Source organism: Longivirga aurantiaca, from assembly GCF_042660085.1.
Lineage (GTDB): Bacteria > Actinomycetota > Actinomycetes > S36-B12 > CAIYMF01 > Longivirga > Longivirga aurantiaca.
Map to the genome: position 1 here is coordinate 446633 of NZ_JBHSTI010000008.1, position 20342 is coordinate 466974.

Consider the following 20342-nt stretch of genomic DNA (forward strand, 5'->3'; position numbering starts at 1 on the left):
CCGGGCCCGAGAAACGACGGATCGATCAGTCTCAGCGGAGGGGCGTCAGCGGGAGGAGATCGGTCCGGGGGAGCGGTAGACGTACGTGTGGTGCAGCACGAGGCCGAGCCGCGCGTAGAGGGCGATCGCGGGCTCGTTGGCGGCCATCACCTGCAGGTACGTCGACGGCGCTCCTACGGCTGCCGCCCAGCGCCCGAGCTCGCCCATGACCGCGGTGCCCAGCCCGCGTCGGCGCGCGTGCTCGGCGACCGCCACGCTCGTGACGCCGGCCCAGCGCCCAGCGGGGGACGACGCCGTGCTCGCCCGGCCGGCGGCGAGGAGGCCGCCGTCGGTGCCGCGCAGCGCCACGAACACGCGCTCGGCGGGCGCGGCGAGGATCCGTGCCAGCCCCTCCGGGTCGAGGGAGGGCTCGACGAGGGCCAGCAGCTCCGGCGACGGGTCCGCCGAGAGCTCGGCCCCGACCCCGTCGGGCACCGGCCCGCAGGCAGCCACGAGGTCGGCGGTCGGCACCGTGCGCAGCGTCGTACGGCGGGCCGGCGTCCAGCCGAGGCGCTCGAGGTCGTCGTCCCAGAGGCTGGGCTCGGGCAGCTGCAGGATCGCCGGCAGGCTGCGCTCGGCGTACCAGGCCGACACGTGCGCCAGAGCGTCCTCGAGCGGTACCCCGGGGTCTCCGACCACCCGGACGGAGTTGGCGCGGCCGGTGAGGCCGCCCGAGGCGCGCAGCTCCCACTCTCCGAGGGAGGCCGTCTCGAACGGCGGCCAGCCCGCCTGCGCCACCCGCTGCATCGCGGTGGCCGACAGCTCGGGGGTCACGACCTTGGCCGCCACCACGTCCCGCGCGGCCACGGCGACGACCTCGCCCGTACGCCGCTCCACGCGCAGCACGCCGTCGGCCCAGGAGCGCAGGACGCCGACCACGTCGGTCAGCTGCGAGCCGTCGATGCGGTGCCGGACGGTGACGCGTCGGCCGACGTCGGAGGGGCTGATCCGGACGGCGAGGAGGGCCGCCGGGCGCCCGCCGGCCGTCCGGACCTGCTCGTCGCGGGACGACATGCTGCGACCCCTTCGTAGACATGGTTCGGTGGGTCGGGATACTAGGCGGCAGGCCCCGCCGCTACCGTGGCCAGCACCGTTCGTCGTCAGCACGTGGATCGGAAGGATCCGGAACACATGACCTACGTCATCGCGCAGCCCTGCGTCGACCTCAAGGACAAGGCGTGCGTCGAGGAGTGCCCCGTCGACTGCATCTACGAGGGCGACCGGATGCTCTACATCCACCCCGACGAGTGCGTCGACTGCGGCGCCTGTGAGCCCGTCTGCCCCGTGGAGGCGATCTTCTACGAGGACGACGTCCCGGCGCAGTGGAAGGACTACACCGCGGCCAACGCGGAGTTCTTCGACGACCTCGGCTCGCCCGGCGGCGCCGCCAAGCACGGCCTGATCGCCAAGGACGCCGCGATCGTCTCGGCGCTCGAGCCGCAGGAGCACGAGGGCCACTGAGCCCCGTTCCACCCCCTCGCACGTCCGACGCGCCGTCGCCCCCGCGGGTGACGGCGCGTCGTGCGTCCCCCGTCGTACGTGAGGATCCGCATGACCCGCCTGGCCGACCGGCTGCCCGACTTCCCGTGGGACAGGCTCGCGCCGTACGGCGAGGTCGCGCGCTCGCACCCCGGCGGCATCGTCAACCTGTCGGTGGGCACGCCGGTCGACCCGGTGCCGGCCGTCGTGCAGGAGGCCCTCGCCGCGGCCACCGACTGGCCCGGCTACCCCACCAACTGGGGCACCCCGGCGCTGCGCGACGCGATCTGCCGCTGGGCGGGCCGGACGCTGCACGCCGACCTCGACCACGCCAACGTGCTGCCGACCGTCGGCTCCAAGGAGCTCGTGTCGCTGCTGCCGCTGCTGCTCGGGTTGGGGGCCGACGACACCGTCGTGATCCCGGAGATCGCGTACCCGACGTACGACATCGGCGCCCGCATCTCGGGGAGCCGGATCGTGGTGTCGGACTCGACCCTCGCGCTCGGGCCGGAGCGCGTGTCGCTGGTGTGGCTCAACACGCCCAGCAACCCGACCGGCCGGGTGCTCGGCGTCGAGCATCTTGCGAAGGTCGTGGAGTGGGCGCGCTCGCGGGGCGCGGTCGTGGCGAGCGACGAGTGCTACTTCGAGCTCGGGTGGGACGCCGAGCCCGTGTCGATCCTCGACCCGCGTGTCAACGGCGGTTCGCTCGAGGGCGTGCTCGCCGTGCATTCGCTGTCGAAGCGGTCGAACCTCGCCGGCTACCGCGAGGGCTTCGTGCTCGGCGACCCGGCGATCGTGGGCTCGCTGCTCGAGGCTCGCAAGCACATGGGCCTCATGGTGCCGGGGCCGGTGCAGGACGCCTCGATCGCGGCGCTGGACGACGACGTCCACGTGGCCGAGCAGCGGGCCCGGTACGGCGCCCGGCGCCTGCGGCTTCGGCGCGCGCTGGAGTCGGCGGGGTTCACGATCGAGCACTCCGAGGCCGGCCTCTACCTCTGGTCGACGCGCGGCGAGAACTGCTGGGACACCGTCCGCTGGCTGTCCGAGCGGGGCATCCTGGTCGCGCCCGGCGAGTTCTACGGCGCCGCGGGGCACCTGTTCGTGCGCATCGCGCTCACCGAGACCGACGAGCGCATCGACGCCGCCGTCGAGCGGCTCGCGATCTAGCCGAGCCGGGTCGCCCGTCCGCCGTACGAGGCGTGTGCGCAGGGTCACGGAGACTCACGGGAGGGGGCTCCGTAGAGTGCGGGCAACGGACGCGCTCACGAGGCGCACCCGCTGACTCTCCCGACGTGCAGGAGGACCGATGTCCGACGTGACCCTCGCCTATCCGGGCGGCGAGCTGCCGCTCGCGCGGATCTCGGCGACCGACGGCAACGACGGCCTCGACATCTCGAAGCTGATGAGCACCACGGGTGCGGTCGCGCTCGACGGCGGGTTCCTCAACACCGCGTCGTGCTCGTCGGCCATCACGTTCATCGACGGCGACGAGGGGATCCTGCGCTACCGCGGCTACCCGATCGAGCAGCTCGCGGCGCAGTCGACGTTCTCCGAGGTGTCGTACCTGCTCATCTACGGCCACCTGCCCTCGGCCATCGAGCTCTCCGACTTCGAGAACAACGTGAAGCGGCACACGATGCTGCACGAGGACCTGCGCCGGTTCTTCGACGGCTTCCCGCGCGACGCGCACCCGATGCCGGTGCTGTCGTCGGCGGTGTCGGCGCTGTCGACGTTCTACCAGGACTCGCTCGACCCGTTCGACAAGGAGCAGGTCGAGATCTCCACGATCCGCCTGCTCGCCAAGGTGCCGACGATCGCGGCGTACGCCTACAAGAAGTCTGTGGGCCAGCCCTACCTGTACCCCGACAACAAGCTGTCGCTCAACGACAACTTCCTGCGCATGACCTTCGGCGTGCCGGCCGAGGACTACGAGGTCGACCCGGTCCTGGCCAAGGCCCTCGACCTGCTGCTGATCCTGCACGCGGATCACGAGCAGAACTGCTCGACGTCCACCGTGCGCCTCGTCGGCTCGTCGCACGCGAACCTGTTCGCCTCGGTGTCGGCCGGCATCAACGCGCTGTTCGGCCCGCTGCACGGCGGCGCCAACCAGGCGGTGCTCGAGATGCTGACGAATATCCACCGCAGCGGCGGCGGCGTGAACACCTTCATCCGCCAGGTGAAGAACCGCGAGGACGGCGTGAAGCTCATGGGTTTCGGGCACCGCGTGTACAAGAACTACGACCCGCGCGCGACGATCATCAAGAACGCCGCGCACGAGGTGTTCGAGACGCTCGGCATCAACGACCCGCTGCTCGACATCGCGCTGCGCCTCGAGGAGGTCGCGCTCGCCGACGACTTCTTCATCTCGCGCAAGCTCTACCCGAACGTCGACTTCTACACGGGCCTCATCTACAAGGCGATGGGCTTCCCGACGCGCATGTTCACCGTGATGTTCGCGCTCGGCCGCCTGCCGGGCTGGATCGCCCAGTGGCGCGAGATGATCGAGGACCCCACCACCAAGATCGGCCGCCCCCGTCAGGTCTACGTCGGCGAGCCCCAGCGCTCCTACATCCCCCTCGACGCCCGCTGACCTTCACGTGTGTGCCCTGAGGGTCGATCACGGCAGTTCAACCGCACTTCTTGACCCGAACTCGGTCGCGTTCGCGCGCCCTGCCGTGATGAGGGGGTACGCCGTACCCGTGTCGGGGCCGGCGTGACCGGGGGCAGCCTCACTGTCCCCCGGGCTCCAAGATCACGAGGAGGGGTCGTCGGGCGTGGTTCAACTGCCCTGATCGACCCAAGGGGCAGAAATGGTCAGTCGTTGGCGTGCAGGTGCTCGTTGAGGGAGCCCCAGGCGCCGGAGCGCTGCCGGGCCTCGAGCGCGCCGGTCACGCTGTTGCGCCAGAACTGCAGCCCGTGCGCGCCGGAGAGGTCCTTGCCCTTGGCCACCGTGCCGTCGGGCAGCGTGATCTTCGACCCGCCCGTGACGTAGCAGCCGGCCTCGACCACGCAGTCGTCGCCGAGCGAGATGCCGACTCCGGCGTTCGCGCCGACGAGGCAGCGCTCGCCGATCGTGACCACCTCCGTGCCGCCGCCGGACAGGGTGCCCATGATCGACGCGCCGCCGCCGACGTCCGACCCGTCGCCGACGACGACGCCCGCCGAGATGCGGCCCTCGACCATCGACGCGCCGAGCGTGCCGGCGTTGAAGTTCACGAACCCCTCGTGCATCACGGTGGTGCCGCTCGCGAGGTGCGCGCCGAGGCGCACGCGGTCGGCGTCGGCGATGCGGACGCCGGACGGCACGACGTAGTCGACCATCCGCGGGAACTTGTCGACGCCGAACACCGTGAGGTAGCCGCCGCCGCGGCGTACGGACACCTGCACCTGGTTCAGGCGGTCGATCGCCACCGGGCCGAGCGAGGTCCACGCGACGTTGGTGAGCAGCCCGAAGACGCCGTCGAGCGAGATCGTGCGCGGCTGCACCAGGCGGTGCGAGAGCAGGTGCAGGCGCAGCCATGCATCGGCCGCGTCGACCGGTGCGACCGACAGGTCGGCGATCGTGGTCGTCAGCGTGACCGTGCGGGTGCCGCGGACGTCGTCCACGCGCGTCACGTCGCCGAGCCCGGCCACGTCCGTCGGCGTCGCCGACAGCGCCGGGGCCGGGTACCAGACGTCGAGCAGCGTGTCGCCGGCGTAGGTCGCGAGGCCGACGGCGGAGGCGGGGGAGGAGAGCAGCGTCATGCGGGCCAACCTACCGAGCGGGCACGCGACCACGCGGCCACGCGGCCAGGCGTCGCCAGGCGTCGGCGTTCCGCGAGGAGCTGTGGACTGCACTGCGTCCGTGACGGGCGCGGTCCGTCCTCGGAGGGTGGAATCACGCCGGGCGGGCTGGTTCCTGCTGGTGTCGTTAGGCTCTGCGGGTGACCGATGGACCCGTGCTCGACCTGCACGCCGACCTCGCCGACCTGCTGCAGTCGCTGATCGACGTCCCGAGCGAGTCGCGCGAGGAGCAGGCGCTCGCGGACGCCGTCGAGCGGGCGCTGTCGGCCTACCCCCACCTGGTCCTGACCCGCGTCGGCCACACGATCGTGGCCCGCACCGACCTCGGCCGCGCCGAGCGCGTGGTGATCGGAGGCCACCTCGACACCGTGCCGGCCAACCACAACCTGCCGTCCGAGCGCCGCGACGTCGACGGCGAGGACCGCGTGTACGGACTCGGCGCGTGCGACATGAAGGGCGGCGTCGCCGTCGCCCTGCAGCTCGCCGCGACGCTCGCCGAGCCCACGCGCGACGTCACCTGGGTCTTCTACGAGGCCGAGGAGATCGACTCGCAGTTCAACGGCCTGCGCATCCTGGCCGAGTCGCACCCCGACCTGCTCGCGGGCGACTTCGCCGTCCTGATGGAGCCGAGCAACGCCGTGGTCGAGGCGGGCTGCCAGGGCACGATGCGCGCCGAGGTGCGCACCACGGGAACCCGCTCGCACAGCGCCCGCAGCTGGATGGGCCACAACGCGATCCACGATGCCGGCGACGTGCTGCGCCGCCTCGCGGCGTACGAGCCTCGGCAGGTCGAGATCGACGGCCTGGTCTACCGCGAGGGCCTCAACGCGGTCGGCATCAGCGGCGGCGTGGCGGGCAACGTCATCCCCGACGAGTGCGTCGTCGCGGTCAACTACCGCTTCGCGCCCACGCGTTCGAGCGCGGAGGCCGAGGCGCACGTGCGCGAGGTGTTCGCGGGGTACGACGTCGCCGTGATCGACACCGTCGACGGCGCCCTGCCCGGCCTCGCCCACCCGGCTGCCGCCGCGTTCGTGGCGGCTGTCGGCGGCGCGCCGAGCCCGAAGTTCGGATGGACCGACGTCGCCCGGTTCACCGCCCTCGGCGTCCCCGCGGTGAACTTCGGCCCGGGCGACCCGTCGATCGCGCACAGCCAGGGCGAGCACTGCCCGGTCGGGGACCTCGCGACCGTTGCGCGCGGCCTGCGCGCCTGGCTCACCGCCTAGCCGTACGCGGAAGGCGCGGGCTCTCCGAGTGGCGAGGCTCAGGGCGCGGTGACGAAGAGCGCGGCGTTGGCCCGCACGTTCTCCTGGTCGGTCCAGTACCCGGGGTCGGTCGAGACGAGCCGCCAGCCGGCCGTCGGCGAGGCCGACGACAGCGGCGGAAGGTACGCAGCGACCGTGACGGCTGGGTCCTGGCCCTCGATCGCCTTCACGTCGGCGGTGGTGTCCTGGAAGAGCAGGTCGGTGGCGAGGGTCTCGCCGAGGACGGCGTCCGCCACCTCGTAGTCGCTCACCCAGTAGTCGCGGCCGTCGTACCGGACGATCACCCCGGACTTCGAGCTGTCGATGCCCGGCGATCCGCTGCCGAACCATCCGCTCGAGACGCCGAGAGCCGCCACGACGCCCACGATGACGGCGACGAGCGCGCCCACGGTCCACCCGCGCTGCTTGGTCATGCCGCCACCCCACCCGAGTCGGTCCCCGCGGCGGTGTGACGCAGGCCTCACGCGCGCGGTTCCGTCGGTCCAGCCCGGGATGCCGCCCCGGCTGGGGGCGTGCGAGGCTCGCACCGTGAGCTTCAACCGGCGCAACCCCGACGACCCGCAGCCGAGGCCCTGGAACCCGTGGCTGCTCGGCGGCTGCATCGTCAGCGGCCTCGGGGCGTTCCTCCTGACCTTCCTGCTGCCGAACGAGCTCTTCGCGCCCGGCAACGAAGGCGTCGTCACGGTGACCGCGATGGTCTACATGGTCGGCTTCATCGCGCTCGTCGGCCTCTGCATCACCCTGGGCTACTGGGCCTCCCGGCAGCGCAACCGCCGCTAGGGCACGAGCCCGTCCACGAACTCCACGCTCGCGGCACTGATCTGCGCCCGGGCGTCGTCGTGGCTGATAGTGGGTGTCCCGTCACCGGGTTGCGGCCCGTAGTCGCCGAAGTACGCGTGCACGGCACCCTCGATCACGGTGAACGTCGCGGTCGGCGGCAGGTTCGCCCGCGACGCGTCGATGTCGGAGGGGGTCGCGAGCCCGTCGAGGCTCCCCGACACCGACAGCACCGACGAGCCGAGGGTGTCGCTCATGTCGGACGCGGGGTACGACGCGTAGAGCAGCAGCCCGGCCGCCACGCCGAGCCCGTCGGCGGTGCTCGACTCCGCCTCGATGGCGGCCACGGTGCCGCCGAGGGAGTGGCCGGCCACCACCCAGCGCTGCACCTCGGGGTACGCCGAGCGCGCCGAGTCGAAGGCGCCGAGCGCGAGGAACGCGATCGAGAGCGGCTGCTTCACGATCACGACCCGATGGCCCGCCTCGGCCAGGGGGCGCAGCACCGCGGCGTACGCCCGGGCCTCGACCTTCGCGCCGGGCTGGAACAGGACCCCGACCTCGTCGGAGCCCGAGACCGGCGTCAGCACGATGTCGGTCATCGACTCGGTCACGGTGACGGTCGCATCGCTCTGCAGGGCGGCCAGCGCCGGCTCGACCGCGCTGAACGGCCGCAGCCACCACATCGCGGCGACCCACAGGACGCCCAGCACGGGCGCGGCCACGCGGAGGAACCGCCGGAACCCACCTCGCTCGCGGGGTTCGCCGAGGGAGCGCACGAGGCTCACGACCGCGACGACGACCGTCAGCGCCAGGAGCACGGCGTACGCCGGGTGCCCGTGCACGACCGCCGGCCACGCCGTCAGGCACGCCCAGGCCACGACGGCGAGCGCCACCGCCGCCACACCCCGCGAGAACCAGACCATGTGCCCCTCACCCCCACCGCAGCCGTGTGCTGCGAGCCCGACGCTAGCGCCGCGTGCCGGCGCCGTACGCCCGGGCACGGCGCGAGGGGCGGCCCGCCGGAGCGGACCGACCCTCGGCGACCAGGTCGTGCACGTGGTGCTGGGCCCGGGTCAGGCCGCGGCGCCGCGCCGCAGCTGACCGGCCACGGCGACGGTGCGCTGGGCCAGGTGGTCGAGAGCGGCGAACTCCTCGTCGGCCGGGGCGGCAGCACCGTTGAACGAGACGTGCGAGACGCCGTAGGGGTTGCCGTCGTTGAACTTCACGGCCGGGTCGGTGTAGCCCGGGGGCACGATGATGCCGCCGAAGTGGTAGACCGAGTTGTAGAGCGCGAGCAGCGTCGTCTCCTGGCCTCCGCGCTTGGTGCCGGTCGAGACGAACCCGGCGTACACCTTGTTGGCGAGCTTGCCCTGGGCCCAGAGGCCGCCGAGGCTGTCGAGGTACTGCTTGAGCTGCGCGGCGAGGTTGCCGAAGCGGGTGGGCGTGCCGAAGAGCACGACGTCGGCCCAGTCGATGTCGTCGGCGGTCGCGACCGGGATGTCGGCGGTGGCGGCAGCGTGGGCGGCCCAGGCCTCGTTGGAGGCGATGGCCTCGGCGGGCGCGAGCTCGGCGACCTTGACCAGGCGCACCTCGGCGCCGGCCTTCTCCGCGGCCTGTGCGGCGCGGGCGGCCATGGTGTGCACCGATCCGGTGGACGAGTAGTAGATGACGGCGACCTTGACGGCGTCGGACATGGGGAGCCTCCAGAGCAGTTAGTTGAGCGTTCAACGTCTGCAAGTAGTTGAACACACAACAATTTGGTCTGCAACCCGGCGTCCGCTGATCGGGAGGGAGTTCACGCGGTGTTCACGGCGGGGCGACGCACGGACGGGCCCGGGGTGGCCCGCGGCGGCGCAGGACGGGTTAGCGTCCTCGGGTGAGCTTCCCCCTGCTGCCCGACGGCACCGCGCACCCGCCCACCCGCACCAAGGGCCCGGTGACCCTGCGCCGGTCGCAGGTGCCGCCGACGACGACCGACCAGCGCCTCCTCGACTCCCCCGGGGAGAGCGACTGGGTCCACACCGACCCGTGGCGAGTCCTGCGCATCCAGGCCGAGTTCGTCGAGGGCTTCGGCGCGCTCGCCGGGCTGGGTGCGGCGGTCAGCATCTTCGGCTCGGCGCGCACCAAGCCTGAGGACCCGGCGTACCAGCAGGCGCACGACGTCGCGGCCAAGCTGGTCGACGCCGGCTTCGCGGTGATCACGGGCGGCGGCCCGGGCGTCATGGAGGCGGCCAACAAGGGTGCGTACGACGCAGGCGGCACGTCGGTCGGGCTCGGCATCGAGCTGCCGTTCGAGCAGGGCATGAACGCGTACGTCGACCTCGGCGTGAACTTCCGCTACTTCTTCGCGCGCAAGACGATGTTCGTGAAGTACGCGCAGGCCTTCGTGGTGTTCCCCGGCGGCTTCGGCACCCTCGACGAGCTCTTCGAGTCGCTCACGCTCGTGCAGACGCGGAAGGTGACGTCGTTCCCCGTCGTCCTCGTGGGCACCAGCTACTGGGGCGGCCTGGTCGACTGGATCCGCGGCACGATGCTCGAGACCGGCCGGATCTCGCCGCAGGACTTCGACCTCGTCCACCTCACCGACGATCTCGACGAGGTGGTCCGCATCATCCTTGCCGCGCAAGAGGTCCATGGCCGCGCGGGCAACGGCGCCCATCACGTCGAGCCCCCTGTGGAGGCCTGAGATGCCCTCGGTCGCAGTGTTCTGCGCGTCCAGCGAAGACATCGACGAGCGGTACAAGGTGCTGGCCGCGGAGGTGGGCTTCGCGCTCGCCCGTCGCGGCTGGACCCTCGTCAGCGGCGGCGGCTCGGTGAGCTCGATGGGTGCCGTGGCGCGTGCTGCGCGCGCGGGCGGCGCGCACACCATCGGCATCATCCCCCGCGCACTGGTCGAGATGGAGGTCGCCGACCACGGCGCCGACGAGCTCGTCGTCACCGACGACATGCGTGAGCGCAAGGCCGAGATGGACCGTCGTGCCGACGCGTTCCTGACCCTGCCGGGCGGCATCGGCACGCTCGAGGAGCTGCTCGAGATCTGGGTCGCCCGCTCGCTGCGGATGCACGACAAGCCGATCGTCGTGCTCGACCCATGGCGCGACCTCCACCCGCTCGCCGAGCTCGTGAGCGGCCTCGTCGAGGCCGGCTTCGTGCGCGACGTCGCCGCCGCCCAGCTCGTGTGGACGTCGTCGGTCGACGAGGCGATGGCCGCGATCGAGGACGGCTGGGCCGAGGCGGGCAGCGTCGTGCACAGCGAGCCCACAGCGAACGAGTGGCTCGAAGCCGAGCCGTGACAGTCCCCGAGTTACTGCCCAAATGCTCGCTGAGCATGGTCGTTCAACGACCATGTGGGCAGTAACTCGCGTACCTCAGCGGAGGTAGGGGACGAGGGCCCAGCGGACCTGCATCCGGTACGCCGGATACTCGGGATAGGCCTCGGCGAGCCACTGCTCCTCGACCTGGCGCTTGAGGTCGAGCACGACCGCGAGCGCGGCGAACGGGATCAGCACGCAGGGCGAGGTCAGCAGCGCCCAGCCGAGCACGCCGCAGAGCACCGAGAGGTACATCGGGTGCCGGACGACGCCGTACACGCCGTCGGTGCGCAGGCGCCCGCCGTCGCGCGGCTGCGGCAGCGCGGTGAGCGAGGGCCCCAGCCCCACCGCGGCGAGCACGGCGACGACGACGCCCGCGGACAGGACGAGGATCCCGATGTAGCGCAGCCCGCCGGCCCAGGCCTCGCCCCAGCCGGACAGGTCCGTGAGGCCCAGCACGAGGGCGACACCGAGCAGCGCGAACTGCAGCGCCACCCAGCCGCCGCCGCGGCCGCCGAGCCGGGGCAGGCCGCTCACTGCGTGGATCCGTGGGTCATGGCCTCATCGTGCCGTGCCCGGACGCGCGTCGCCGCCCGGGTGGGGGCTCCGGGCGGTCACGCGCGGGCATCCGGCGACCGGATGCCCGTCGTCCGCGAGCTGCGCTCAGACGTCGTCGTCGTCGAGTCCCATGCCGGCCCCCATGCCGCCCCCCATGCCGGCCATGCCTGCGCCCATGCCGCCCATGCCGCCCATGCCCGCGCGGCCGCCGGCGACGCGGTCCTTGAGCTTCGCGAGGGCGTCGGGGGACAGCGCCCGCACGGTGTCGGCCGTGCCCGCCGAGGCGCGCACCAGGGCGGTGTCGCCGACCACCAGGTCGGTGCCGCTCACGGTGCTGCGGTCACGGCGTACGACGGTGGAGTCGCCGATGGCGTAGGTGGCCGTGAAGCCGTCCGAGCTCTTCACGGTGACCGAGGTGGCGGATGCGGCTGTGATCTCGCCGCGCTGCACGTCGACCACCTTCGTGCCGGTGTCGGTCTTCACGGTGAGGGACCCGTGCAGGACGTCGCGCATCATGCCGCGGCGCGCCTTCCCGGCGGCCGTGTCCGCCGTCGCCGCGGCCGCAGCCGTGCCCGACGGGACGGCTGCGGGGCCGAACGAGCCGGCGGATGCGACGCCGCTGAGGACGGTGGCGCCGATCGCCCCGGCGGTCACCCAGGCGACGGCGGTGGCGGCCTTGCGGGCGGTGGTGCTCATGGCGTGCTCCTGCGGGGCTGGAGGACCTCGCGTCCTCGACTGCCTCCACTGTGCGCCGCCCCCGTACGGCAGTCGTCCCAGGCGTGTTCGGGTCGTGTAAAGACCGTCAGCGGCGACGCGGCAGCATCCTCATCGGACGACCAGGGTCAGGCGAGGCCGCGGCGGGCTGCTGCCGGTGGGCGGTGGCCGGCGATCGAGGCGACCATGTCGAGGGTCTGGCGGGTGGCTGCGACGTCGTGCGCGCGGTAGACCTGCGCGCCGAGCCAGGCCGAGACGGACGTGGCCGCGAGGGTGCCGAGAAGCCGGTCGGACGGCGCCGCGATGTCGAGCGTCTCGCCCACGAAGTCCTTGCGCGACAAGGACACCAGCACGGGCCATCCCGTGGCGACCAGCTCGGGGATGCGCCGCGTCGCCTCCAGGGAGTGCCGCGTGCTCTTGCCGAAGTCGTGGCCCGGGTCGATGAGCACCGAGTCGTGCGGCACGCCGAGGGCCACAGCCCGCTCGGCCTCGCCGACCGTCCGGCGCACGACGTCGGCGACGACGTCGTCGTACTCGACGCGGTGCGGCCGCGTGCGCGGAGTCGCGCCGCCTGTGTGCGTGCAGACGAGGCCGAGGCCGAACTCGGCGGCCACGGCCGCGAGCTCGGGGTCGTGGCCGCCCCACGCGTCGTTCAGGAGGTCGGCGCCCTCGGCGGCCACCACGCGGCCCACCTCGGCACGCCAGGTGTCGACGCTGATCACGACGTCGTGGCGGGCGCGCACCGCCGCCACGAACGACGCAGTACGCCGGATCTCCTCGGCTGCGTCGACCTCGGCGCCAGGCCCGGCCTTCACGCCGCCGATGTCGACGATCCCGGCGCCCTCGTCGACCGCTCGGGCCACGGCGTCGAGCGCCGCCTTGTCGGTGAAGGTCGCTCCCTTGTCGTAGAACGAGTCGGGGGTCCTGTTCACGATCGCCATGACGACGGTCTCGCCGTCGGCGAAGACGTGGCTGCCGAGCCGCAGCGCCACCGCGCACCCCCTCCGACCGCGCCGTTCCGCAGGGTGCGGCAGGCGAGCCGGACCAGCGTGGCATGCTCGTCCCGGGCGCGCCCCCGCAGGGCGCGCCGACCGTCGAGCCGAGAGGCATGCACGTGACCGTCGTCTTCCTGCTGGTCGGCATCGCCGTGGTCACCGCCGTCGCGCTGCTCGCGGTCGGACGCCTCGGCGAGCTGCCCGAGGTGGAGCCCGACCGCGCACCCACGCTGCTTCCGGACACCCGCCTCGTCGAGAGCGACGACGTCGACAACGTCCGGTTCGCCGTCGGGCTGCGCGGCTATCGGATGGATGAGGTGGACGACGTCCTGGACCGCCTCGCCGCCGACATCGCCGAGCGCGACGCCCGCATCGCCGAGCTCGAGGGGCGTGGCGCCGGCGCCCCCGCTGCCGGTGCGGCGACGGCGACCGCCACGGGCACGGGCACCGCCTGGGCCGAGGCGAGCGCTGCGGATGCCGGTGCCGCCCCGAGCGCGGGCGCACCCGACGCCGGTCGCGGCGCACCCGAGGCATGACCCCGGTCGGCGACGCGGTCGTCGGCGACGACGGCCTCGCCCGCTGCCCCTGGGGCCTGTCGACCCCGGACTACGTGGCGTACCACGACACCGAGTGGGGCCGGCCCGTGCACGGCGACGTGGCGATCTTCGAGCGGATCACGCTCGAGGCGTTCCAGTCGGGCCTGGCGTGGATCACGATCCTGCGCAAGCGCGAGGGGTTCCGCAGCGCCTTCGCCGGCTTCGACCTCGCGGCGGTCGCGGCCTTCGGCCCTGACGACCGGGCCAGGCTCCTGGAGGACGCCGGGATCGTGCGCAACCGGGCCAAGGTCGACGCCACGCTCACGAACGCGCGCGCCACCCTCGCGCTCCTCGACGCGGACGGTGAGGGCGCGCTGGACCGGCTCGTGTGGTCCTTCGCCCCCGAACCGCGACCGAGGCCGCGGAGCCACTCCGAGGTGGCCCCCAGCACGCCGGAGTCGGTCGCGCTGGCCAAGGCCCTGAAGAAGCGCGGGTTCGTCTTCGTGGGCCCCACCACGATGTATGCCGCGATGCAGGCGATGGGCCTCGTCGACGACCACCTGCAGGGCTGCCACGTGCCCCCGGCGGCCGCTCGCTGAACCGCCCCGCCCCCCGCGGTTTGGGAGCACGGGTGGTGATCAGGGATAATGGGCGAGTTCGCCCAGGTCTTCAGCCAGGGCGTCCGCGGGCGCCGAACTCGGCGCCCCACCGCAGGTACGACGCGAAAAGGGGTGCAGCATGGCCGCCATGAAGCCGCGAACGGGCGATGGCCCGCTCGAGGTCACCAAGGAGGGTCGCGGCATCGTGATGCGCGTCCCGCTCGAGGGCGGCGGCCGTCTCGTCGTCGAGCTCACCCCCGACGAGGCGCGCGACCTCGGAGCCCAGCTCACGACCGTCGCCGGCTGACGCCGGCGACCACGACGACAAGGCCCGGCCCCCGCACGGGGGCCGGGCCTTCGTGCGGTCGGGTGCCTAGCGGCGTACGGCGGTGAGCAGGCCGTCGCCCACCGGGAGCAGGGCCACGACCCAGCGCTCGTCCTCGCGCAGCGCGGTGAGTACGCCACGGATCGCGATGGTGTCGGGATCGCGCTGCGCGGGGTCGGCCACCTTGTCGTGCCAGAGGCTGTTGTCGATCGCCATCACGCCGCCGGTGCGCAGGAGCCGGGCGGCCTCCTCGACGTAGTCGGCGTACTCCTGCTTGTCGCCGTCCACGAGCACGAGGTCGTAGGCGGCGTCCGCGAGGCGCGGGAGCACCTCGAGCGCGCGTCCGGTGATGAGCCGGGCGCGGGAGGCGGGGATCCCCTCGGCCGTGAAGGCCTCGCGGGCGTGGCGCTGGTGCTCCGCCTCGACATCGACGGACGTGAGCACGCCGTCCTCGCGCATCCCGCGCAGGAGCCAGAGCCCCGACACTCCGGTGCCGGTGCCGATCTCCACCACGTGCCGGGCGTCGATCAGGGCGGCCAGGAGGCGCAGCGTGGCACCCGCCCCGGCCAGGATCGGGACGCAGCCGACCTCCTCGGCCTTGGCGCGCGCCTCGGCGATCAGGTCGTCCTCGGCGACGTACGCCTCGGCGTAGTCCCAGCTGGCACGGTTCGCGGCGAGCGCGCGGGCGTCGGTGTCCACGCGGCGAGGCTATCGGCAGCAGGGCTCTGACGTGGGCGGGAACCCCGGAGGCGTCCGGTTCGTCCACGTGGGAGCGGCCCGGCCGGGCCGCGATTTCGCGCTGCGACGCAGAGGAAGGCACCATGGTGTCCACGACCGCTGGGGGCAGGGCCCACCTCGCCCTCGCGGACCGGTCGAGCGCGGAGGTGGTCGCCATGAGCGAGCCGACGGAGCAGACGGGGGCCGACCCCGTCGTGGGTCCGGACTGGGACGCGCCCTCCTGGGACGACGTCGTCCGCGACCACGGTGCCCGCGTCTACCGCCTCGCCTACCGCCTGACCGGCAACCAGCACGACGCCGAGGACCTGACGCAGGAGGTCTTCGTCCGCGTCTTCCGCTCGCTCTCGCAGTACACGCCGGGCAGCTTCGAGGGCTGGCTGCACCGCATCACCACCAACCTGTTCCTCGACCAGATGCGCCGCAAGGCCCGCATCCGCTTCGACGGCCTGCCCGACGACGCCGCCGACCGCATCCCCTCGCGCGAGATCGGCCCGCAGCAGCTGCTCGACGACCGCGCGTACGACGCCGACGTGCAGGACGCGCTCGACTCGCTCCACCCCGACTTCCGGGTCGCGGTCGTGCTCTGCGACGTCGAGGGCATGACGTACGAGGAGATCTCGGACCTGCTCGGCATCAAGCTGGGCACCGTCCGGTCGCGCATCCACCGCGGTCGCGCGGCGCTGCGGCAGGCGCTGGCCCACCGGACCCCCAAGACCGCCGTCCGCTTCCCGCTCGGCCACGACGCCGCGGGGGGCACCGCATGACCGTGCTCCCGGGCCTGCCAGGACGCCCCGGCGGCTGCCTCGGCGACCGCATCGCCGACCTCGCCGACGGGCGCCTCGCGCCGTCGGACGCCGAGACCGCCTTCGCCCACGTCGCGGTGTGCGACCGCTGCCGCGTCTCCCTCGACACCGCCCGTGCCGCGTCCGCGGCCCTCTCCGAGCCGGCCCCCGGCCCGAGCGAGGACCTCCTGGCTCGTCTGCTCGGCATCCCCGCGGCCGAGGAGGCCGCGGCGCGCCCGTTCGTGCCGCCGGTCGTCCCGGCGCAGGCGGGCACCCGGCCGAGCGGTTCCGCGGGCGTGCGGCCTTCCGCAGCGGGCTCCTCGAGCCGGCCCGCCACCCGGCGCCGCCGGGTCCGTGTCGCCGTGGGCTCGGCCGCCGGCGCTGCCGCCCTGGCCGTCGCCGCCGTCGTGGGCGGCACCCCCGCCGCCCTGGGCGGCCCGCAGGCACCCGCGTCCCAGTTCGCCCCCGTCGTGGACGCGCTCGCCGGCGAGCACTCGGCGTCGACGCAGCGCATGCCGTTCTCCGGCCCGCTCGTGATCACCGCGGCGTTCGACAGCGGGTCCGGCTCGTCCGTCCGTCCGTGAGCGCCCGGTCGTGAGCGCGCGCCTCCTCGTCGTCACCGGGGCAGCCGGTGTGGCGGTCCTCGCCCTGTGCTCGCTCGCCGCCCTCGGCGGGAGCCCCTCGCAGGCGTCGAGCGACGGGTGGGCCGGGTGGACCGGCGAGGTCGACACCGCGGCGGTGTCCGACAAGGACGCGATGACCCCCGACGACGCGGTCGCGGTGCGGCTGCTCGCCCGTTCGGCCGAGGCGGCGGGCTCGGTCGGCTACTCCGGACGGGTGACGGCCGAGGACAGCTCCGGCCTCGTCACCACCACGCTCGTGCACGCCCCTGGCTTGGGCACCGTCACCACGGTGGTGTCGGACTCCCTGCGGGAGCCGGTCTTCGCGCCCGATGGCCGCAGCGGCTCGTTCGCCGACGAGGGCCGCCAGCTCGACCTGCTGCGCATCAACTACCGGGTGCTGCGCCAGGCCGACCTCGACACAGGCATCGCCGGCCGCCCGGCCGAGGCCGTGGTCGCCGTCGGGTCCGACGGCGCGACGGCCGCCCGCTACTGGCTGGACGCCGAGACCGGGCTGCTGCTGCGCAAGGAGCTCGTCGACGCGGACGGAGCCGTGCGCGTGCGGTCCGGGTTCGACCAGCTGAGCCTCACGTTCGACCCGGCCGTGGTGGCCAAGGCCGAGACGTCGCAGGTCGCCGACGCCTGGGGCGCCGAGCTCGACGAGGCCGGGCTCCGTGCCGCACGGCTCGCCGGGTGCGACTGCCCCGACTCCCTGCCCGGGGGCCTCACCCTCGTGGAGACCAGGCGTGCGCCCGCCGGGGCGGTGGGCGCCGTCCCCGTGGTCCACCAGCTCTTCTCCGACGGGCTCGTGAGCGCGTCGCTGTTCACCCTGCAGGGCTCGCTCACCGAGGCCGACACCGAGGGCCTCCGCGCCCGCGGCTTCGCGCTCACCGACCTCGACGGGCTGTCGGCCTGGGTGCGCGGCGGCAAGTCCTCGGCGTCGAGCGCGACGGTCGTGTGGGAGTGCGACGACGACGTGCTCACCCTCGTCGCCGACGACGCCCTGCAGCCGCTCGCGGTCGCCCAGGCCGTGCTCTCGGCCCTGCCCCCGACGAGGCCGACCGAGGACGGCTCGTTCCTGGGCCGTGTCGCCCGCGGCTGGGACCGCCTGACCGGGGGAGGGGCGTGAGGCGCGGGGCTGTCATCGCGGCCGTCGTGGTCCTCGTGCTGCTGGGCGTCGCGGTCGGGGCGGACCGCGCGGCCGTGGCGGTGGCCGAGCGCACGGTGACCGAGCGCGTCGCCGCAGAGCTGCCCGGCGCGACCGACGTGACCACGTCGATCGAGGGCTTCCCGGCCCTGACCCAGGTGCTGCGCGGGTCGCTCGACCATGTGACCGTCACGGCGGCCGACGTGCCCACCGAGCAGGGCACCCTCGACTCCGTCGTGGTCGACCTGTACGGCGTGGCCACGTCGTCGCCGCGCACGGCGTCCTCGGTCGAGGCCACCGCGGTCGTGCCGCTGGCCGTCCTCGCCGAGCAGCTCGGCGACAGCTGGGAGCTGGCGGTCGAGGGCGACGCGCTGACCGCGTCGTTCACCGGCGCGGTGTCGGCCACGGCGACGGTGGTGCCCGTGGTGACCGACGGCCGCATCACGCTGGACCTGCAGAAGTTCTCGCTCCTCGGGCTGGAGGTGTCGGGTGACAACGTCCCCGACTTCGTCACCCAGGCGCTCAACGACATGGTCGGCTCGGTCGGAGACCTGCCGTTCGGCCTGACGCCCACCGAGGTCACCGTGATCCCGACGGGCGTGCAGGTGCGGGCCGCGGGCACCGCCGTAGCGCTGGAGTGACCGGCATCACCCCCCGGCGGTCGCCCGATCGGCAACCGCGCCCGAGTTCGCGCCGTCCCTAGGACGACGGCATGCTGGGAAGCCGACGGCCTCTCAGGACGTTCACAGGTTGCTCGCAGGTCGCACAACGGAGAGAGACACACGATGGATGCACGCCCCGACGAGCGCGCAGGAGAACCCATGAGCGACGAACGACCCCAGGACATCCCCGAGCCCGACGGCGGCTCGGTCGCCGTCCACGACGGCCAGCCCGACGCGCACGACACCGTGGTCGTCCCGGTGCTCGACGCCGACACGCAGGACACCACCGTGCTCGCGGCACAGGACACCACCGTGTTCGCGGCGCCCGACCCGGCGGCCCGCGTCGACGGCCCGCCCGGGTACGCCGCCGGCACCCCCGTGCCCGGCTTCGAGCCGCCCCTCCTCGGTGCGCCCGAGGCCTGGGACGCGCCGCCGGCCGCCCCCGTCAAGCAGCGCACCGGCGGTGCCGGCCGCATCGTCGCGATCGCCGTCGCCTCGGGCCTGCTCGCCGGCGCCGTCGGTGGCGTGGGCGCGTACACGATCGCCGAGAACCGCTCCGGCGGATCGCTGACGTCGTCGGGCGCGACCATCCCGCAGACCGACGCCGATCTCTCCGCGCGGCCCAGCGGGTCGATCGCGGCGGTCGCGGCCGCGGTCCTCCCGACGGTCGTGCAGATCGAGGAGCGCAACGGCACCGGAGGCGGCACCGGCTCGGGCTTCATCATCCGCGCCGACGGGTACATCCTCACCAACAACCACGTGGTCGAGGGCGCTGCCGACGGCGGCACGCTGACCGTGCGCTTCCAGGACGGCACCACCGTTCCGGCGAAGATCGTCGGCCGCGACACGTCGTACGACCTTGCCGTCATCAAGGTGGACAGGACCGGCCTGCCGGTGGCCACGCTCGGCAACTCCGACGGCATCGTGGTCGGCGACTCGACCATCGCGGTCGGCTCGCCCCTCGGGCTCGAGGGCACCGTCACCGCCGGCATCGTCAGCGCGCTCAACCGTCCCGTGACGGCGGGCGGCTCGGGCGAGAACTCGTTCATCAACGCGATCCAGACCGACGCCGCGATCAACCCCGGCAACTCGGGTGGCCCGCTGCTCGACGCCGAGGGCAAGGTCATCGGCGTCAACTCGGCCATCGCGTCGCTGTCGGACGGCAGCGGCCAGGCGGGCTCGATCGGGCTCGGCTTCGCCATCCCGATCAACCAGGCCCAGCGCGTGGCCGAGGAGATCATCTCGGACGGAAGCTCGAGCCACCCGATCATCGGCGTGCAGGTCGACAGCCGGTACACCGGAGAGGGCGCCCAGGTCTCGGAGGTCACCGCCGGTGGTCCCGCCGAGGCTGCCGGTGTCACGAGCGGCGACATCATCGTCGACGTCAACGGCCGCGCGGTCTCGGACTCGACCGAGCTCATCGTCGCGATCCGCACCTACGCGCCGGGCGAGACCATCACCCTCGGCATCAAGGACGGCGACAGCGTCCGGACCGTCGAGGTCACGCTCGGATCGGACAGCTCGACCGGCTGATCCCGCGAGGCACTGCACGTCGTACCCTGGGGGCGCCGACCGCGAGGTCGGCGCCCCCAGGCGCGTCAGGAAGGCGGTGAGCACGTGTTCTTCGACATCGGGACGGGCGAGTTCCTGTTCATCGCGCTCGTCGCCGTGCTCATCCTCGGGCCTGACAAGCTGCCGAAGGCCATCGCCAGCATGGTGCAGTGGGCGCGCGTGCTGCGCACCCAGGCGATGAACGCCCGGCGCGAGATCGTGGCCGCGGCCGATCTCGATCCCACCATCACCGACGACCTCAAGCAGTCGGTGAAGGACCTGGCCGACCTGCACCCGCGCCGGCTCGCGGCCTCGATCCTCAGCGACCCCGAGCCCGAGCCGAGCGGCCCCGCAGGTCCTGCCGCACCGGCCCGCGGCGCGACGGGCAGCTCCACCGCCGCACCTGCTGCAGCGTTCGACCCCGACGCCACCTGAGCGTCGACGCCGACCGGCACGAGCGGGTG

General features: G+C 73.3%; 25 protein-coding genes. 16 read left to right on the top strand and 9 right to left on the bottom strand.

Features of this window, described 5'->3' with window-relative positions; genetic code table 11:
• Window positions 1–45: 45 nt before the first annotated feature.
• The gene (locus ACFQGU_RS06035; RefSeq protein WP_386764712.1) at window positions 46–1053 is read right to left on the bottom strand and encodes a GNAT family N-acetyltransferase; all 1008 of its coding nucleotides are present in this window, start codon (window positions 1051–1053) and stop codon (window positions 46–48) included.
• A 117-nt stretch (window positions 1054–1170) separates the two neighbouring features.
• Here ACFQGU_RS06035 and fdxA point away from each other — a divergent pair, with 117 nt between their 5' ends.
• From fdxA to ACFQGU_RS06050, 3 genes are all read left to right on the top strand, one after another.
• A complete protein-coding gene (fdxA, locus tag ACFQGU_RS06040; RefSeq protein ID WP_386764714.1) occupies window positions 1171–1500 on the top strand; it encodes a ferredoxin in 330 nt (109 codons plus the stop codon).
• 90 nt (window positions 1501–1590) lie between these two features.
• Window positions 1591–2685: a succinyldiaminopimelate transaminase gene (dapC, locus tag ACFQGU_RS06045; RefSeq protein WP_386764716.1), complete on the top strand. Its 1095-nt coding sequence runs from the start codon at window positions 1591–1593 to the stop codon at window positions 2683–2685.
• A 139-nt stretch (window positions 2686–2824) separates the two neighbouring features.
• On the top strand, window positions 2825–4108 hold the full coding sequence (locus ACFQGU_RS06050) for a citrate synthase (RefSeq protein ID WP_386764718.1): 1284 nt from the start codon (window positions 2825–2827) through the stop codon (window positions 4106–4108).
• A gap of 224 nt (window positions 4109–4332) precedes the next feature.
• On the opposite strand, the gene dapD is transcribed toward ACFQGU_RS06050, so the two are convergent.
• Complete coding sequence (gene dapD / locus ACFQGU_RS06055) at window positions 4333–5262, bottom strand: 2,3,4,5-tetrahydropyridine-2,6-dicarboxylate N-succinyltransferase (RefSeq protein WP_386764720.1); 930 nt, start codon at window positions 5260–5262, stop codon at window positions 4333–4335.
• Window positions 5263–5441: 179 nt separating this feature from the next.
• Here dapD and dapE point away from each other — a divergent pair, with 179 nt between their 5' ends.
• Window positions 5442–6524 carry a succinyl-diaminopimelate desuccinylase gene (gene dapE, locus ACFQGU_RS06060; RefSeq protein ID WP_386764722.1) on the top strand — a complete coding sequence of 361 codons (1083 nt, stop codon included), beginning with the start codon at window positions 5442–5444 and terminating at the stop codon, window positions 6522–6524.
• Window positions 6525–6562: 38 nt separating this feature from the next.
• Here the strand turns inward: dapE and ACFQGU_RS06065 are convergent, their stop codons facing one another.
• Window positions 6563–6976 (bottom strand): hypothetical protein, encoded by a 414-nt coding sequence (locus tag ACFQGU_RS06065; RefSeq protein ID WP_386764724.1) that lies wholly within the window; start codon window positions 6974–6976, stop codon window positions 6563–6565.
• A gap of 115 nt (window positions 6977–7091) precedes the next feature.
• On the opposite strand from ACFQGU_RS06065, the gene ACFQGU_RS06070 reads away from it, so the two are divergent.
• A complete protein-coding gene (locus tag ACFQGU_RS06070; protein ID WP_386764726.1) occupies window positions 7092–7343 on the top strand; it encodes a hypothetical protein in 252 nt (83 codons plus the stop codon).
• Here ACFQGU_RS06070 and ACFQGU_RS06075 read toward each other — a convergent pair.
• Complete coding sequence (locus tag ACFQGU_RS06075) at window positions 7340–8263, bottom strand: alpha/beta hydrolase (protein ID WP_386764728.1); 924 nt, start codon at window positions 8261–8263, stop codon at window positions 7340–7342. The two genes, ACFQGU_RS06070 and ACFQGU_RS06075, sit on opposite strands and share 4 nt — an antisense overlap.
• A gap of 150 nt (window positions 8264–8413) precedes the next feature.
• Window positions 8414–9034 carry an NAD(P)H:quinone oxidoreductase gene (gene wrbA, locus ACFQGU_RS06080; protein ID WP_386764730.1) on the bottom strand — a complete coding sequence of 207 codons (621 nt, stop codon included), beginning with the start codon at window positions 9032–9034 and terminating at the stop codon, window positions 8414–8416.
• Window positions 9035–9216: 182 nt separating this feature from the next.
• Between wrbA and ACFQGU_RS06085 the strand changes: the two genes are divergently transcribed.
• Window positions 9217–10026, top strand: coding sequence for an LOG family protein (locus ACFQGU_RS06085; RefSeq protein ID WP_386764732.1), 810 nt, complete (start codon window positions 9217–9219; stop codon window positions 10024–10026).
• Between the two features lies 1 nt (window position 10027).
• A complete protein-coding gene (locus ACFQGU_RS06090) occupies window positions 10028–10633 on the top strand; it encodes an LOG family protein (RefSeq protein ID WP_386764734.1) in 606 nt (201 codons plus the stop codon).
• Between the two features lie 75 nt (window positions 10634–10708).
• Here ACFQGU_RS06090 and ACFQGU_RS06095 read toward each other — a convergent pair whose 3' ends face one another.
• The 3 genes from ACFQGU_RS06095 to folP form a co-directional block, all read right to left on the bottom strand.
• A complete protein-coding gene (locus ACFQGU_RS06095) occupies window positions 10709–11188 on the bottom strand; it encodes a methyltransferase family protein (protein ID WP_386764736.1) in 480 nt (159 codons plus the stop codon).
• Between the two features lie 126 nt (window positions 11189–11314).
• Complete coding sequence (locus ACFQGU_RS06100; protein WP_386764738.1) at window positions 11315–11905, bottom strand: hypothetical protein; 591 nt, start codon at window positions 11903–11905, stop codon at window positions 11315–11317.
• 146 nt (window positions 11906–12051) lie between these two features.
• Complete coding sequence (folP, locus tag ACFQGU_RS06105; protein ID WP_386768178.1) at window positions 12052–12864, bottom strand: dihydropteroate synthase; 813 nt, start codon at window positions 12862–12864, stop codon at window positions 12052–12054.
• A 173-nt stretch (window positions 12865–13037) separates the two neighbouring features.
• Here folP and ACFQGU_RS06110 point away from each other — a divergent pair, with 173 nt between their 5' ends.
• The 3 genes from ACFQGU_RS06110 (at window position 13038) to ACFQGU_RS06120 (ending at window position 14360) form a co-directional block, all read left to right on the top strand.
• Complete coding sequence (locus ACFQGU_RS06110; protein ID WP_386764740.1) at window positions 13038–13454, top strand: DivIVA domain-containing protein; 417 nt, start codon at window positions 13038–13040, stop codon at window positions 13452–13454.
• A complete protein-coding gene (locus ACFQGU_RS06115; protein WP_386764742.1) occupies window positions 13451–14053 on the top strand; it encodes a DNA-3-methyladenine glycosylase I in 603 nt (200 codons plus the stop codon). The genes ACFQGU_RS06110 and ACFQGU_RS06115 overlap by 4 nt, the downstream gene beginning before the upstream one ends.
• Window positions 14054–14192: 139 nt before the next feature.
• Window positions 14193–14360 carry a DUF3117 domain-containing protein gene (locus tag ACFQGU_RS06120; RefSeq protein ID WP_386764744.1) on the top strand — a complete coding sequence of 56 codons (168 nt, stop codon included), beginning with the start codon at window positions 14193–14195 and terminating at the stop codon, window positions 14358–14360.
• Window positions 14361–14426: 66 nt separating this feature from the next.
• On the opposite strand, the gene ACFQGU_RS06125 is transcribed toward ACFQGU_RS06120, so the two are convergent.
• Window positions 14427–15077: an O-methyltransferase gene (locus ACFQGU_RS06125; protein WP_386764747.1), complete on the bottom strand. Its 651-nt coding sequence runs from the start codon at window positions 15075–15077 to the stop codon at window positions 14427–14429.
• 122 nt (window positions 15078–15199) lie between these two features.
• On the opposite strand from ACFQGU_RS06125, the gene sigE reads away from it, so the two are divergent.
• The 6 genes from sigE to ACFQGU_RS06155 all read left to right on the top strand — a co-directional run bounded on the left by sigE (window position 15200) and on the right by ACFQGU_RS06155 (window position 20313).
• A complete protein-coding gene (gene sigE, locus ACFQGU_RS06130; protein WP_386764749.1) occupies window positions 15200–15880 on the top strand; it encodes an RNA polymerase sigma factor SigE in 681 nt (226 codons plus the stop codon).
• Complete coding sequence (locus tag ACFQGU_RS06135; protein ID WP_386764751.1) at window positions 15877–16482, top strand: zf-HC2 domain-containing protein; 606 nt, start codon at window positions 15877–15879, stop codon at window positions 16480–16482. Before sigE ends, ACFQGU_RS06135 begins: the two co-directional genes overlap by 4 nt.
• Window positions 16483–16492: 10 nt before the next feature.
• Window positions 16493–17647: a sigma-E factor regulatory protein RseB domain-containing protein gene (locus tag ACFQGU_RS06140; protein ID WP_386764753.1), complete on the top strand. Its 1155-nt coding sequence runs from the start codon at window positions 16493–16495 to the stop codon at window positions 17645–17647.
• The gene (locus ACFQGU_RS06145) at window positions 17644–18306 is read left to right on the top strand and encodes an LmeA family phospholipid-binding protein (protein WP_386764755.1); all 663 of its coding nucleotides are present in this window, start codon (window positions 17644–17646) and stop codon (window positions 18304–18306) included. Before ACFQGU_RS06140 ends, ACFQGU_RS06145 begins: the two co-directional genes overlap by 4 nt.
• 180 nt (window positions 18307–18486) lie before the next feature.
• Window positions 18487–19860: a S1C family serine protease gene (locus ACFQGU_RS06150; protein ID WP_386764757.1), complete on the top strand. Its 1374-nt coding sequence runs from the start codon at window positions 18487–18489 to the stop codon at window positions 19858–19860.
• Between the two features lie 84 nt (window positions 19861–19944).
• Complete coding sequence (locus ACFQGU_RS06155; protein ID WP_386764759.1) at window positions 19945–20313, top strand: hypothetical protein; 369 nt, start codon at window positions 19945–19947, stop codon at window positions 20311–20313.
• Window positions 20314–20342 lie beyond the last annotated feature (29 nt).

Coding starts and splice junctions, on each gene's coding strand:
- folP (WP_386768178.1), bottom strand. CDS start 12,864: ATGGCGATCGTGAACAGGACCCCCGACTCGTTCTACGACAAGGGAGCG.
- fdxA (WP_386764714.1), top strand. CDS start 1,171: ATGACCTACGTCATCGCGCAGCCCTGCGTCGACCTCAAGGACAAGGCG.
- ACFQGU_RS06100 (WP_386764738.1), bottom strand. CDS start 11,905: ATGAGCACCACCGCCCGCAAGGCCGCCACCGCCGTCGCCTGGGTGACC.
- sigE (WP_386764749.1), top strand. CDS start 15,200: ATGGTGTCCACGACCGCTGGGGGCAGGGCCCACCTCGCCCTCGCGGAC.
- ACFQGU_RS06090 (WP_386764734.1), top strand. CDS start 10,028: ATGCCCTCGGTCGCAGTGTTCTGCGCGTCCAGCGAAGACATCGACGAG.
- ACFQGU_RS06075 (WP_386764728.1), bottom strand. CDS start 8,263: ATGGTCTGGTTCTCGCGGGGTGTGGCGGCGGTGGCGCTCGCCGTCGTG.
- ACFQGU_RS06120 (WP_386764744.1), top strand. CDS start 14,193: ATGGCCGCCATGAAGCCGCGAACGGGCGATGGCCCGCTCGAGGTCACC.
- dapC (WP_386764716.1), top strand. CDS start 1,591: ATGACCCGCCTGGCCGACCGGCTGCCCGACTTCCCGTGGGACAGGCTC.
- ACFQGU_RS06050 (WP_386764718.1), top strand. CDS start 2,825: ATGTCCGACGTGACCCTCGCCTATCCGGGCGGCGAGCTGCCGCTCGCG.
- dapD (WP_386764720.1), bottom strand. CDS start 5,262: ATGACGCTGCTCTCCTCCCCCGCCTCCGCCGTCGGCCTCGCGACCTAC.
- ACFQGU_RS06135 (WP_386764751.1), top strand. CDS start 15,877: ATGACCGTGCTCCCGGGCCTGCCAGGACGCCCCGGCGGCTGCCTCGGC.
- ACFQGU_RS06035 (WP_386764712.1), bottom strand. CDS start 1,053: ATGTCGTCCCGCGACGAGCAGGTCCGGACGGCCGGCGGGCGCCCGGCG.
- wrbA (WP_386764730.1), bottom strand. CDS start 9,034: ATGTCCGACGCCGTCAAGGTCGCCGTCATCTACTACTCGTCCACCGGA.
- ACFQGU_RS06065 (WP_386764724.1), bottom strand. CDS start 6,976: ATGACCAAGCAGCGCGGGTGGACCGTGGGCGCGCTCGTCGCCGTCATC.
- ACFQGU_RS06115 (WP_386764742.1), top strand. CDS start 13,451: ATGACCCCGGTCGGCGACGCGGTCGTCGGCGACGACGGCCTCGCCCGC.
- ACFQGU_RS06150 (WP_386764757.1), top strand. CDS start 18,487: ATGAGCGACGAACGACCCCAGGACATCCCCGAGCCCGACGGCGGCTCG.